Consider the following 13,040-nt stretch of genomic DNA (forward strand, 5'->3'; position numbering starts at 1 on the left):
CTGGTGACGCGACCGGGCGCGACGCGGCCGGTCGCCGCCGCCCCGACGGGACCGGGCCGGACCGGTCCGCGGTCGGCCGGGTACGCCAGGACGCGCCGTCGGATGACCGGCTGTCCCGGCTGCTGGCGCTGGTCCCGTGGCTGCGGGCCCGGCCGGGTGTGTCCGTCGACGCGGCGGCCGCCGCATTCGGGATCACCGCCCGGCAGCTGCGCGACGACCTGGAGCTGCTGTTCCTGTGCGGCCTGCCCGGTGGCGCGCCCGGCGACCTGATCGACATCAGCTACGAGGGCGGGCAGATCACCGTCGTCGACCCGCAGACCCTCGACCGGCCGCTGCGGCTGACCGTCGACGAGGCGACCGCGCTGGTCGTCGCGGCCCGTGCGCTCGCCGACCTGCCGGGCCTCGCCGGCCGGGAGGCGCTGGAGCGGGCGGTGACCCGGATCGAGCGGGCGATCGGCAGCCGCCCCGCGGACCAGGTCGGCGTGCAGCTGGACCCGCCAAACGAGGTGCTGACCCTGCTGCAGCGGGCCCTGCGCGACGGGCGGCGGGTGCATCTGCGGTACCTGGTCTGGTCGCGTGACGAGCTCACCGAGCGCGACGTCGACCCGATGCGGCTGCTGTCGCTGGACGGGCACTGGTACCTGGAGGGCTGGTGCCACCGGGCCGAGGCGACCAGGATGTTCCGGCTCGACTCGATCGTCGGGGGCGCCGTGGGCGTCACGGTGCTCGCCGCCGCGGCGTCCCCGCCGCCGTCCGCGGCCGTCCGCGACCTCAGCTCCGGGGTGTTCACTCCTGGTCCCGGTGACCTGCTCGCCATCGTCGACCTGGCCGCCCCCGCCCGTTGGGCCGCCGACCACTACCCGGTGGAGACCGCCGAGGAGCTGCCCGGCGGCGGGCTGCGGGTGACGCTGTACGCGACGGGGACGGCGTGGCTGCGCCGGCTGCTGCTGGGCCTCGGCGGCGACGCCCGGGTCGTCGGCCCGCCGGCGCTGGTGACCGAGATCCACGCGGCGGCGGGCAAGGCGCTGGCCGGCTACGACGCCGCGCCCCCGCCGGTAGGCTGAGTGGTCATGCACTGGGGACTGGTCGACACCGCCGTGATCGTCGTGGCGCTGCTGGTGTTCGCGGCGCTGGCCGTCGGGCTGTGGCGGAAGGTCAAGACGGTGCGGGCCACCGCCAAGGAGCTGTCCGCGCGGGTCTCCGGCCTGTCCGCCGAGACGGCCGCGCTGTCGGCTCGCCTCGACTCCGCGGAGGTCATGGCCCGGGTCTCGGACCGCGCGAACTGAGCCGTTCATCCAGGTCCGGGCCGGTCCTCGTCCGACAATTCGCCTGGTGGAATCCGATGACGCGCGATGACGTCATCTGCGCGATACATGACCGACGTCTGTTCCGACCTATGCTCGCGACGTAGCATCAGGCTCGCACCGGTCGTGGTACCGGTCATCGACCACCGGAGGACGTCTGCCATGCCGAACCTGGGTACGCCAGAGCTGATCATCATCGCGGTCGTCGTGCTGGTGCTGTTCGGGTCGAAGAAGCTGCCCGAGGCGGCGCGTTCCGTTGGCCGGTCGCTGCGGATCCTCAAGTCGGAGACCAAGGGTCTGCGCGACGACGAGGCCACCCCGGCCCCCGCTGTCGCGCCCCCGGCGATCGCTCCCGCGCCCCCGGCCCAGACCTCGAACGGCGTCGCCCCCGTCAACGCCGAGAAGACCCTCTAGCCCTAACGCGCGCAACCGGGCCTCCCACGGTCCTCCGGCGGCCCCCTGCGGCGTCCGCCGGGAGATCGTTCGACCTTGACCAGGAGCCGTAGCCCCGTGCCACGCATTCCCTCGCCGCGGCGGGTCGCCGACAATGTCAACCAACGGCGCACCCGCACGGTGGAAGACAGCAGGATGCCGCTCACCGAGCATCTGCGGGAGCTGCGTAACCGGGTCGCGAAAGCGCTCATCGCGTTCGTCCTCGCGACGATCGTGTGCTTCTTCTTCGAGCAGCACATCCTGAACTTCCTGATGCACCCGTACTGCTCGCTGCCGGCGCACAAACGGGCCAGCTTCCAGGGCCAGACCTGCCAGCTGTACGTGTTCGGCATTCTGGACCCGTTCATGATCCGGCTGAAGATCTCGGCGATCGCCGGCGCGATCGCCTCGTCGCCGGTGTGGCTCTACCAGCTGTGGTCGTTCATCACCCCGGGCCTGCACCGGCACGAGCGGCGCTGGTCGCTGACGTTCGTGGCGCTTTCGCTGGGGCTGTTCGCGGTCGGCGCCTGCTTCGCCTACATCACGCTGCGGACCGGGCTGAACCTGCTGCTCGGTTTCAGCGGCGACGGGATCGTCTCCGTCCTCGACGCGAACAAGTACCTCAGCTACGTCATCGCGATGGTGTTGATCTTCGGGGCGTCGTTCGAGATACCGCTGCTGGTCTGTCTGCTCAACCTCGCCGGCGTCGTTCCGACGGCGAAGCTGCGGGCCTGGCGGCGTTCGGAGATCTTCCTGACGTTCCTGTTCGCCGCGATCGTTACGCCCAGCCAGGACCCGTTCACGATGCTCGCCCTCGGCCTGCCGATGATCGTCCTGTACGAGGTGGCGCTGTTCGTCGGCTGGCTGAACGACCGGCGCAAGAAGAACCGCGGTGACGGGTCCGCCTACGGCGACCTGGCCGACGACGAGGCCTCGCCGCTGGACTTCGACGACTCCGGTGAGACGGCGCGCCGCGCCGCGCTGGCGGCCCGCGCCGAGCAGGACGACCGGGCCGGCCGGAAGGCTCGTGCCCAGCTCGCCGCGATGGCCCAGGCCCAGTCCGGCGACGACGCGGGCGGCGCCGGCGGCTCGTCGGCGGACATCACCTGAGCGTCGCGGGTCACCGCGAACCCGGGCCGGGTGCGGCGGCCCCCCGTGAGCTCGGCGGCCTGTCGGACCGGCGCCGTAACCTGAACGCGTGACAGTCCGGGCCGGCCCAACCGTCCCCCTGGCCTACGACCACGGCCTTCGAACGCGGCCTACGAACGAGGTTGACAGATGACGGCGCCCGACCGTGACCCGGCCGCGGACGAGCTGAGCGATCCCGACGAGTTCGCCTTCTCCGGCGAGCTGGCCGACGTCGGCGCGGCCGGGCCGGCCGATGCCGCCGCGGACGACCTGGCGGAGGTCCTGGAGCCCGACGACGACGAGGGGCCGCCAGGGCTGGTTGTCCCGGACCCGGACGAGGCGCTCACCGCGTTCTCGGCCCGGTACGGCTTCGGGATGGACCCGTTCCAGGTCGGGGCGTGCGAGGCGCTCGCCGGCGGCGCCAGTGTGCTGGTGGCGGCGCCGACGGGGGCCGGCAAGACGATCGTCGGGGAGTTCGCCGCGTTCCTCGCGCTGCGCGCCGGGCGCCGCTGCTTCTACACCACGCCGATCAAGGCGCTGTCGAACCAGAAGTACGCGGACCTGGCCGCCGCCCACGGCGCGGCGAACGTCGGCCTGCTGACCGGCGACACGTCGCGCAACGGCGACGCCCCGGTGGTCGTGATGACCACCGAGGTGCTGCGCAACATGCTCTACGCGACCCCGGAGCACAGCCGTCGTCTCGACGACCTCGCCTACGTCGTGATGGACGAGGTGCACTACCTCGCCGACCGGCAGCGCGGCGCCGTCTGGGAAGAGGTGATCATCCACCTGCCGGCGCACGTGCAGGTGGTGTCGCTGTCGGCGACGGTGAGCAACGCCGAGGAGTTCGCCCAGTGGCTGGTCACCGTCCGCGGCCACACCAGGGTCATCGTCTCGGAGGACCGGCCGGTCCCGCTGTGGCAGCACGTCCTGGCCGACCGGACGCTCTACGACCTGTTCGTCGAGGACGCCGCGGCGCTGCCCGGCGGCCCGCTGGGCGTCGGGCGGGCGCTGGAGCCCGCCGACGAGCGGGGCACGGGCGGCGGGCGGTACACCCCGCCCGGCTGGGGCGCCGACCGGCCCGCCCGGCCGGGACGCGGGCCGGCGTCCGGCCGGCCGGGGCGAGACAACCGGTTCGCCGAGAAGGACGGCGGGAGGAACGGCAGGAGGGACGGCGGTGGCGAGGCCGCAGCTGCCCCGGCCTCCGCCAACGGCCGTCCGGTCAACCCGGAGCTGGTGCGCCTCGCGCGGCTGGAGAGCTCCGGCGGTGACTGGTCGGGCCCGCGCAGGCCGGGCGGGCGCCCCGGTGGCCGGCCGCGGCGGATGTGGGTGCCGAGCCGGCCGCAGGTCATCGAGCGCCTCGACCGTGAGGGCCTGCTGCCCGCGATCACGTTCGTGTTCAGCCGGGCCGGGTGTGACTCGGCGGTCGCGGCCTGTGTCGCGGCCGGCCTGCGGCTGACGACGTCGGAGCAGGCCCTGGAGATCCGCGCGCACGTGCGGGCCCGGACCGCCGAGCTGCCCGACGCCGACCTGCGGGTGCTGGGCTACTGGGAGTGGCTCGACGGGCTGGAGCGGGGCATCGCCGCGCACCACGCCGGGATGCTGCCCGCGTTCAAGGAGGTCGTCGAGGAGCTGTTCGTCCGCGGCCTGGTTCGGGCCGTGTTCGCGACCGAGACGCTGGCGCTCGGGATCAACATGCCGGCGCGGACCGTCGTCCTGGAACGGCTCTCGAAGTTCAACGGGGTCGAGCGGGCCGAGATCACGCCGGGGGAGTACACCCAGCTGACCGGCCGGGCGGGGCGCCGTGGCATCGACATCGAGGGCCACGCGGTGGTGATCTGGCAGCCGGGCCTGGACCCGCTGGCCGTCGCCGGCCTGGCGTCGGCGCGGACCTACCCGCTGAAGTCGTCGTTCCGGCCGTCCTACAACATGGCCGTCAACCTCGTCGGCCGGCTCGGTGGCGAGCGGGCCCGCACGGTCCTGGAGTCGTCGTTCGCGCAGTTCCAGGCCGACCGCAACGTCGTCGGGCTGGCCCGGCAGGTGCGGCGCAACCAGGCGGCGCTCGACGGGCTGACGGCCGAGGTCGAGTGCGACCGCGGCTCGGCGCTCGAGTACGACCAGCTGCGCCGCGAGATCCGGGACCGGGAGAAGCGGCTGTCCCGGGAGGGCGCGGCCCAGACCCGCGCCGACGCGGCCGCGGCGCTGGCCCGGCTGCGCACCGGGGACGTGGTCCGGGTTCCGGCCGGCCGGCGGATGGGCCTCGCGGTGGTGCTCAACGTGGACCTCGACCCGCAGGCCCGCGACGAGCCGCGCCCGGTGGTGCTGACCGCGGACCATCAGGTCAAGCGCCTGTCGATGATCGACTTTCCGGTCGCGGTCGAGCCGCTCGGGCGGGTGCGCGTGCCCCGGACGTTCAACCCGCGTGACGCCCGGTCCCGCCGGGAGCTGGCGTCGTCCCTGCACGCGGCCGAGCTGCGCGCCGAGCCCGGCCGCCGGGACAGGGCCCGCTCGGCCGCGGCCGACGACGTGGAGCTCGCCCGGCTGCGCCGCGCCCTGCGCGCCCACCCGGTGCACGACTGCCCCCGCCGCGAGGAGCACCTGCGCAAGGCCGAGCGGGCCGCCCGGCTCGGCCGGGAGACCGAGCAGCTCACCCGCAAGGTCGAGAGCCGGACGAACACCGTCGCACGCACGTTCGACCGGGTCCGCGGGGTCCTCGCCGAGCTCGACTATCTCGACGGCGACGAGGTCACCGCGAAGGGCCGCCGGCTGGCCCGGATCTACACCGAGCAGGACCTCCTCGTCGCGGTGTGCGTCGACGAGGAGGTCTGGGAGCCGCTGAGCGCGCCGGCGCTGGCCGCCGCCGTGTCCGCTCTGGTGTTCGAGCCGCGCGGGGACGACTCGGCGCTGCCGTCGCTGCCCGGCGACGAGGCGCTGCGCACGGCGCTGACCGCCACCCAGCAGGCCTACCTGACGCTGTCCGCGCTCGAGGAGCGTCACGGGCTCGGGTTCGTCCGGCCACCGGAGCTGGGGTTCGTCACCGCGGCGTTCGGGTGGGCCAACGGCCGGTCGCTCGAACGCATCCTCGGGGAGGACGCGACCGAGCTGACCGCCGGTGACTTCGTCCGCTGGATGCGCCAGCTGCTCGACCTGCTCGACCAGCTCGCCCAGGTCGCCGCCGCCGGCTCGCGGCTGCGCGCCACCGCCCGCGAGGCGATGGACGCGGTCCGCCGCGGCGTCGTCGCCTACTCGATGGACTGAGCCGGGCCCGTCGGGACCTCCGTGGCGCCCTAGCGGCTCGCGTGGCGGCGGAACAGCGCCGCCGCGGCGACGTAGCTGACCACGAGGATGCCGGCGCACCAGATGAGCGCGACCGCCGCCGTGCCACGGGACGCGCTGCCGTGCACGAGCAGCCCACGGACGGTGTCGATCACCGGGGTCAGCGGCTGGTGGTTGGCGAACGCCCGCAGCGCGCCGGGCATCGTGCTCGTCGGGACGAACCCGCTGCTCACGTACGGCAGGAACAGGATGAAGAACGTCATGCCGTTCGCGGCCTCGGGCCCGCCGGCGAGCAGGCCGAGGGTGACCGACAGCCAGGTGATCGCCAGCACGTAGAACGCGAGGACGCCGACGGCGCCGAGCCAGCCCGCGACCCCGGCGTGCGGGCGGAACCCGAGTGCGATCCCGATCCCGATGACCAGGGTGGTCGCGACGGCGTTCGCGGCCAGGCTCGCGACGACGTGGCCGGTGAGCACCGCCGGGCCGCGGACCGGCATCGATCGGAAACGGTCGACGATGCCGGTCGTCAGGTCGCTCGCCACGGCGACAGCGGTCGACGCGGCGCCCCAGCCGGAGGCCAGCACGACGATCCCGGGGACCACGTAGGTCAGGTAGGCGTGGCGTCCGCCGGTGTTGAGGGCGCCACCGAACACGTAGACGAACAGCAGCAGCAGCATCACCGGGAGCGCGACCGAGATGATCAGGGTGTCGGGCTGGCGGGGCAGCCGGCGCAGGCTGCGCCCGATCAGCGCCCGCGAGTCCGCGGCGAAGCGGCCGCGGGCGACGGGCCGCGGGTGGGGCAGGGAGGGGGCGGCGGTCGTCATGCCAGGTCCTTTCCGCTGGTGAGGGTGAGGAAGACGTCGTCGAGGGTCGGGTTGCGCAGCTCGACGCGGGTGACCTCGATGCCGGCGTCGGCCAGGTCGATGAGCAGCCGGCGCAGCGCGCCCGCGCTGCCGTCGGTCGGGACGCCGACCCGGCGGGCGGCCCGGTCCACGTCGAGCCCGGCGGGCGCCGTCGCGTCAGAAGGTGCCGGGGCGGCCGGGCGCTGCGCGGGCAGTGGGCCGCGCAGGTGGGCGAGGGCGCGGGTGTAGGCGTCGTCGTCGGGGAAGGTCAGCTCGGCGCGTTCGGTGCCGAGGCTGGCCTTCAGGTCGGCGGCGCTGCCCTCGGCGACGATCTGGCCGCCGTGCAGCACCGAGATCCTGTCCGCGAGCTCGTCGGCCTCCTGGAGGTACTGGGTGGTCAGCAGGACCGTCGCCCCGCTGTCGGCGAGCCGGGCGACGACGTCCCAGACGCCCTGGCGGCTGCGCGGGTCCAGCCCGGTCGTCGGCTCGTCGAGGAAGATGACCGCGGGGTCGGCGACCAGGCCCACGGCGAGGTCGAGGCGGCGGCGCTGGCCGCCGGAGTAGGTTCGCACCAGCCGGCCGCCGAAGCCGGCCAGGTCGAACGCCTCGATCAGCGCGTCGACCCGGCGGCGGGCGTCGGCGCGGGGCAGGCGGAACAGCCGCGCGGCCAGCCGCAGGTTCTCCACCCCGGTGAGCAGCTCGTCGACGGCGGCATGTTGGCCGGTCAGCGAGATGACCTCCCGGACCCGGCGGGGCTCGCGGCGCACGTCCCGGCCGGCGACGGTCACCGTGCCGGCGTCGGCGGGCAGCAGCGTGGCGAGGATCCGTACGAGCGTCGTCTTGCCGGCGCCGTTGGCACCGAGCAGCGCGTGCACGCTGCCGGCGGCGATGTCGAGGTCGACCCCGTCGAGCACGGTGACGTCCCCGAACGCCTTGCGCAGGCCGCGCGCCCGGATCGCGGCGTCGCCGAACGCGGCGGGGGACCGTGCCGGCGGCCGGCTGGGTGCCGGGTGAGCGGCGGTGGTGGTGGGCATGACGGGGACCTCCCGGGGTCGCGTCGCACTGGCGTCGGGATCGATCGTCGCGGCCTGTCGTCAGCTGGACACGGGCGCTGGGCCCCGAACCGGGGGTGGGGCTACACCCCCTTCCGCCGGCGGGATTTACCGACGGACGTGGGGAATCGCCGGTCGGGGCCGGTCCGGCGGGCCCGGACTGGTCGTCGTCGCGCACCGGGAAAGGCATGTTCGCGACAGCCCGTGGTCTTCTCACGGCGCAGAATGGGCAGGTGACGGGGGAGATGGCCCGGAATGCTCCGGGGTCAACGGGTTCGCGCCGGCCTATGGTGGCCGGAGCTGTGGCGGAGACGAGGCCGATGGCTGGCGGCGAGGTTCTGACCGAGGAGGAAGTGTTCATCGGCGGGCCGGAGAAACGGCGGATCGTGATCGCCGCGTACCGGCCCGAGTGGGTGGCGCGGTTCGCGTTCGAACGTGACCGGATCGTCGCGGCCCTCGGTTCCACGGCGGTGCGGGTCGAACACGTCGGGTCGACGTCGGTGCCGGGTCTCGGGGCGAAGCCGATCGTGGACATTCTGGTTGCCGTCCCCGACGTCGCGGACGACGAGGGATTCGTGCCGCGGCTGGTCGCCGCCGGTTATGTCGTCCGGGTGCGCGAGCGCGGTGAGCACTGGATGTTCCGCACGCCGGAGAAGGACGTGCACGTCCACCTTTGCGGCGCCGGCGGCGACTGGGAGCACCGCCACCTGCTGTTCCGTGACTGGCTGCGCCACGATCCGGCCGACCGGGCCGCCTACGAGGCGGCCAAGCGCGCCCTGGCGGTCGTCGACTGGCCCAGCACCCAGCACTACTCCGCGGCCAAGACGACCATCATCGCGGAGATCACCGCCCGGGCCCGGCCGTGGGCGGCAGGTACCGGCTGGACGGTCCCGCCGCCGCGGGCCTGACCGGTCCACCTACTCTCGGGCTCACGCCGTTGTCCACGCTGTTGACGGCCCCTCGACGTCGCTAAGGATCTTGAGTCCTGTCGGTCGCGGGAACCCGCGAGTGCCGACGCGCACGGCGTCCCGCCGGCGAGGGGGCCGGCCAATGCCGGGGCCTGGCGAGGTCGGCCCCCCGGCTTGATCGCGGTTTCGGCCCTCAGGTGGTCGCGAAACCGTCGTGGTTACAGCCAAGCGAGGGCGGAAGCGGCGATCTTGCTTTGTCGCGGGACGAGGGGCGAGGCCTACCTCGGGGGATGCGGCACTCATTTCCAGAGAATGGTCTGGTTGCGCTCGATACTCAGGAACTGCCGTCCGCGCGGACGGCTCTCCGGCGCTTTCGCGCTTGTCCGTGCCGTCCGGATTCATCGCCGGTGGCGCCGTCTCCGCCGCGATGTCGCAAATTCCGGCGCAAACTGCCGCTCGTGACCAGTGGGACCTGTGGCCCGGGGCCTACGGCGTGTCACGGCGCCGGTGGCGGCTCTACCTGCGGTTAAGGTTGCGTTCGTCGCCCGGCGTGCTCGTCGAAAGGCCGTGGCGTCCCCAGTCCCTGCATTTTTGCTGAGGCGGGACGGGGTGCCCGACGCACATCCGGAAAAACGGATGCCGGTCGGTGCAACGGCTACGGCGAATGACGCGGCACACTGAGAGGAAATCGACGGTGCGGGTGCGGACTGTACGAAATCCAAAGGCCGGCCTGGCGTTGTTGGCCGCGGCCGGGCTGGCGTTGCTGACCGCGGTACCCGCGGACGCGGCGACGACGACGGTCACCTTCACCCTCACCGGTGGGGCGCTCACGATCACCGCGCCGGCGACGGCGAACCTGGGTACGGCGGCGGTGGGTACGGCGACGCTGTCGGGTTCGCTGGGCGCGGTGACGGTGACGGACGCCCGCGGCGCGCTGCTCGGCACCTGGACGGCGAAGGTCTTCTCGACGAACTTCACCACCGGTGGTGGGACGGCCAACGAGACGATCGCCGCGTCGGCGGTGAACTACGCGTCGCTGACCGCGACGTCGACGACGGGTACCGCCGTGTTCACCCCCGGGCAGGCGACGCTGGGGCTCGCGGCCCCGCTGGGCACCACGGCGCCCGGCCTGACGGCGTTCTCGGCGACGGCCATCGTCGGTAACAACAGTGCGACGTGGAACCCGACGCTGGTCGTGAACATCCCCGCGGCCGCCGTCGCGGGTACCTACACGGGCACCGTCACGCACTCGGTTGCCTGACGGGTAGGCGGCGACCTTTCCATGACCACCGTGCTTCGGCCGTCGAAGGCCGCTGGCCATCGCGTCAGGGCTGTGGCGGCCGGAGTCGGTCGCGCCGCGCGTGCGATGCGGCCGCCTGAGGCGGACCGGCCTCCCGCGCGCCTCACCGGCCGGCCGCGTCACCCCGGTCGCGCCATCGTGATCGTTCTGGCGTTGCCCGCCGTTCTTGCCGCCAGCCCGGCTGCCGCCGCGGGCACGACTCGGCCTGGCGGCGGGCCGGTGGCCGGCACTCCGGCCGTACCCCCGGCCGGCCGACCGGCCGCTACCGCGACGGCGGTTGACACGCTCGCGCCGGCTCCGGCGGCCACGACCCCTGTGTCCATCCGGCCGGTGGCGCCGCCGCGGCGTGGACCGGGCGGCGTCGGGGTCCGGCTGCTGGACGCTCCCACTGACCGCGCCGACGACCCACGGGCGCACGTCTACATCGTCGACCACCTCGCCCCGGGCGCGACCATCGTCCGGCACGTCGAGGTCTCCAACACGACGATCGCCCCGCAGCGGGTGTCGATGTACGCGGCGGGCGCGCGGGTCGACGAGGACGGGTTCGACGTCGAGGCCGGGCGGACCGGCGACGAGCTGACGTCCTGGGTGCAGGTCGTGCCAGGCGTCGTCGAGCTGCCGGCGCGGACCGCGGCGACGGTCACGGTCACGGTCGCGGTGCCAAGGCGGGCCACGGCTGGGGAGCGTTTCGGCGTGGTGTGGGCCGAGCCCGTGCCGCCGGCGCTGCCCGGCCAGGTGACCGTCGTCAACCGGGTCGGGGTGCGCCTCTACCTGGACATCGGCCCCGGTGGCGAGCCGCCGACCGACTTCGCGATCTCGAATGTCGCCGCCGGCCGTGGGGTGGACGGCGGGCTGTACGTCGCCGCGACGGTCCGCAACACCGCCGAGCGGGCCCTCGACATGCTTGGCAGTCTGCGCCTCGTCAACGGTCCCGCCGGCCTCACGACCCCGGTCGTCGCCGTTCCGAGCGGTCGGACCATCGGCAAGGGGGAGTCGGCCCGGCTGGTCATCCCGGTGACCGCGAGCCTGCCCCTCGGCCCCTGGACCGCGCACCTGGAGCTCTCCAGCGGTCTGGTCCACCACACGGCGACGGTCAGGCTCCTGTTCCCGGCGAGCCCTGGTGAGCACCCTGGGCTGCGCCTCGGCCCGTCGGTGCTGCTCGTCGTCGTGTCGGCGGGCGGTGGGGCCGTTGTGGTGCTCGCCGGGTTCGTCCTGGTGGCCCGCCGTGGGCGCCGGCGGCGTCGCCGTCGAGGCTCCCACCGGGCCTGACCGGGGGAGAGTGCGCCGCCGTGGCGAAAACCTGTTGGTGGATCGCGGCGGCCGCTGCTAGCTTGCCAGTGGCCGTGCGAGAGGACGAGGAGGTGGTACCCGTGAACGCAGTATCGACATGGGTGCTCCTCTCCGGGGTCACGGTCGGGCGATAGGTCGTCCGGGAGCGCCGTTCAGGAGCGCTCCCGAAAGGCACGACCATGCGATTCACGTCCGAACAGCGCCTCGACGACGGCGTCCTCGAACGCGATTTCACCCTCAATGAGATCCCCGGCATCCTGTGGACGCCGGCATCCGTATCGGCGCCGGTGCCGCTGGTCCTGGTCGGCCACCCCGGCGGACTGGGCAAGATGTACCCCCGGCTGGTGTCCCGGGCCCGGGACTCCGTGGCGGAGGGCTTCGCCGCGGCCACCATCGAGCTCCCCGGAAGCGGTGACCGCCCCCGTTCGGCCGCCGCGGAGGAGGCCCGGGCCGGCCTGCGCCGGGCGCTGCGGGCCGGCGAGACGGTTGGCGACGAGATTGTCGACCGCCTTGTCCTCCCGCTGGTCGAAAGGGCGGTCCCGGAATGGCAGGCCGCCCTGGACGCGCTGCTTACGCTGCCCGAGATCGGCGGCCCGGTCGGGTTCTCGGGTGGGGTGATCGCCGTCGGCGTCCGGCTGGCGGTGGTCGAGCCACGGATCTCGGCCGCCCTGTTGTTCGCCGGCAGTTTCGTGCCTCGCGCCACGTTCGAGGAGGCCCGGCGGGTCACTATTCCGCTGCAGGTCCTGCTGCAGTGGGACGACGAGGGGAACGACCGGCAGGCGGCCCTGGACCTGTTCGACGCCTTCGGCTCACGGGAGAAGACCCTGCACGCCAATCTGGGTGGGCACACCGGTGTCCCGTGGTTCGAGGGGGAGGACGGGGCCCGGTTCTTCGCCCGGCACCTGAAGTGAGGCCGGACCGAATCTGGTCCATGCTTCATGATCTCTCGGCCTGTCTGGACTCCCCATGTCGACCGCGGCGGACTCCGGGGCGTGACCGCCCGGCGGCTGCTCCTGCTTGGCCCGGCCCGCGAAACGGATGACTGAACATGGATGACTAAGGAGTGGACGATGCCGATCGCCACGCTGCGCGGCGTGACCCTGGACTGCGCCGATCCCCGGGCTCTGGCCCGGTTCTACCAGGAGCTGACAGGCAGGCAGCTCGGCTATGACACTGACGGGTTCGTCGCCCTGACCGATGGTTCGGGTTGCGACCTAGGCTTCCAACGGGTCGACGGATACCGGGCCCCGCGGTGGCCCGGTCAGGACGTGCCGCAGCAGTTCCACCTGGATCTCAGGGTCGAGGACCTCGACGCGGCGGAGAAGGCGGCGCTGGGGCTCGGCGCGGTCAGGCCGGACCACCAGCCGGGCGGCGACCGGTGGCGGGTGCTGCTGGATCCGGCCGGTCACCCGTTCTGCCTGGTCGCCGGCTGACCGTTGGGGGGGGGGGGGGGGGGGGGGGGGGGGGGGGGGGGGCGGGGGGGGGGGGGGGGGGGGGGGGCGGGGCCG

12 protein-coding genes are annotated in these 13,040 nt (G+C 73.7%); 10 read left to right on the forward strand and 2 right to left on the reverse strand.

From position 1 onward, the window contains the following. The first annotated feature begins 110 nt into the window (after positions 1-110). The 5 genes from I6A60_RS35275 (at position 111) to I6A60_RS35295 (ending at position 6,122) form a co-directional block, all read left to right on the forward strand. Complete coding sequence (locus I6A60_RS35275; RefSeq protein ID WP_203021840.1) at positions 111-1,064, forward strand: YafY family protein; 954 nt, start codon at positions 111-113, stop codon at positions 1,062-1,064. A gap of 6 nt (positions 1,065-1,070) precedes the next feature. Beyond that, positions 1,071-1,286 carry a hypothetical protein gene (locus tag I6A60_RS35280; protein ID WP_203021838.1) on the forward strand — a complete coding sequence of 72 codons (216 nt, stop codon included), beginning with the start codon at positions 1,071-1,073 and terminating at the stop codon, positions 1,284-1,286. 180 nt (positions 1,287-1,466) lie between these two features. Next, positions 1,467-1,718 carry a Sec-independent protein translocase subunit TatA gene (gene tatA, locus I6A60_RS35285; RefSeq protein WP_203021837.1) on the forward strand — a complete coding sequence of 84 codons (252 nt, stop codon included), beginning with the start codon at positions 1,467-1,469 and terminating at the stop codon, positions 1,716-1,718. Between the two features lie 96 nt (positions 1,719-1,814). Next, the gene (gene tatC, locus I6A60_RS35290; protein ID WP_203021836.1) at positions 1,815-2,846 is read left to right on the forward strand and encodes a twin-arginine translocase subunit TatC; all 1,032 of its coding nucleotides are present in this window, start codon (positions 1,815-1,817) and stop codon (positions 2,844-2,846) included. Positions 2,847-3,134: 288 nt separating this feature from the next. Next, entirely contained in the window at positions 3,135-6,122 is a 2,988-nt protein-coding gene (locus I6A60_RS35295; protein ID WP_374113464.1) for a DEAD/DEAH box helicase, read from the forward strand. 29 nt (positions 6,123-6,151) lie between these two features. On the opposite strand, the gene I6A60_RS35300 is transcribed toward I6A60_RS35295, so the two are convergent. Beyond that, on the reverse strand, positions 6,152-6,964 hold the full coding sequence (locus I6A60_RS35300) for an ABC transporter permease (protein WP_203021834.1): 813 nt from the start codon (positions 6,962-6,964) through the stop codon (positions 6,152-6,154). Further along, a complete protein-coding gene (locus tag I6A60_RS35305) occupies positions 6,961-8,016 on the reverse strand; it encodes an ATP-binding cassette domain-containing protein (protein ID WP_203021833.1) in 1,056 nt (351 codons plus the stop codon). Before I6A60_RS35305 ends, I6A60_RS35300 begins: the two co-directional genes overlap by 4 nt. Before the next feature lie 338 nt (positions 8,017-8,354). Here I6A60_RS35305 and I6A60_RS35310 point away from each other — a divergent pair, with 338 nt between their 5' ends. From I6A60_RS35310 to I6A60_RS35330, 5 genes are all read left to right on the forward strand, one after another. Next, entirely contained in the window at positions 8,355-8,942 is a 588-nt protein-coding gene (locus tag I6A60_RS35310) for a GrpB family protein (RefSeq protein WP_203021839.1), read from the forward strand. A gap of 694 nt (positions 8,943-9,636) precedes the next feature. Then, positions 9,637-10,203, forward strand: a complete 567-nt coding sequence (locus I6A60_RS35315; protein WP_203021832.1) for a hypothetical protein — start codon at positions 9,637-9,639, stop codon at positions 10,201-10,203. 192 nt (positions 10,204-10,395) lie between these two features. Continuing rightward, a complete protein-coding gene (locus tag I6A60_RS35320) occupies positions 10,396-11,511 on the forward strand; it encodes a peptidase (protein ID WP_203021831.1) in 1,116 nt (371 codons plus the stop codon). Positions 11,512-11,711: 200 nt separating this feature from the next. Next, positions 11,712-12,443 (forward strand): alpha/beta hydrolase, encoded by a 732-nt coding sequence (locus I6A60_RS35325; protein WP_203021830.1) that lies wholly within the window; start codon positions 11,712-11,714, stop codon positions 12,441-12,443. Between the two features lie 159 nt (positions 12,444-12,602). Continuing rightward, the gene (locus I6A60_RS35330; RefSeq protein ID WP_203021829.1) at positions 12,603-12,965 is read left to right on the forward strand and encodes a VOC family protein; all 363 of its coding nucleotides are present in this window, start codon (positions 12,603-12,605) and stop codon (positions 12,963-12,965) included. Positions 12,966-13,040: the final 75 nt, after the last annotated feature.

It is taken from the genome of Frankia sp. AgB1.9, from assembly GCF_016786355.1.
Lineage (GTDB): Bacteria > Actinomycetota > Actinomycetes > Frankiales > Frankiaceae > Pseudofrankia.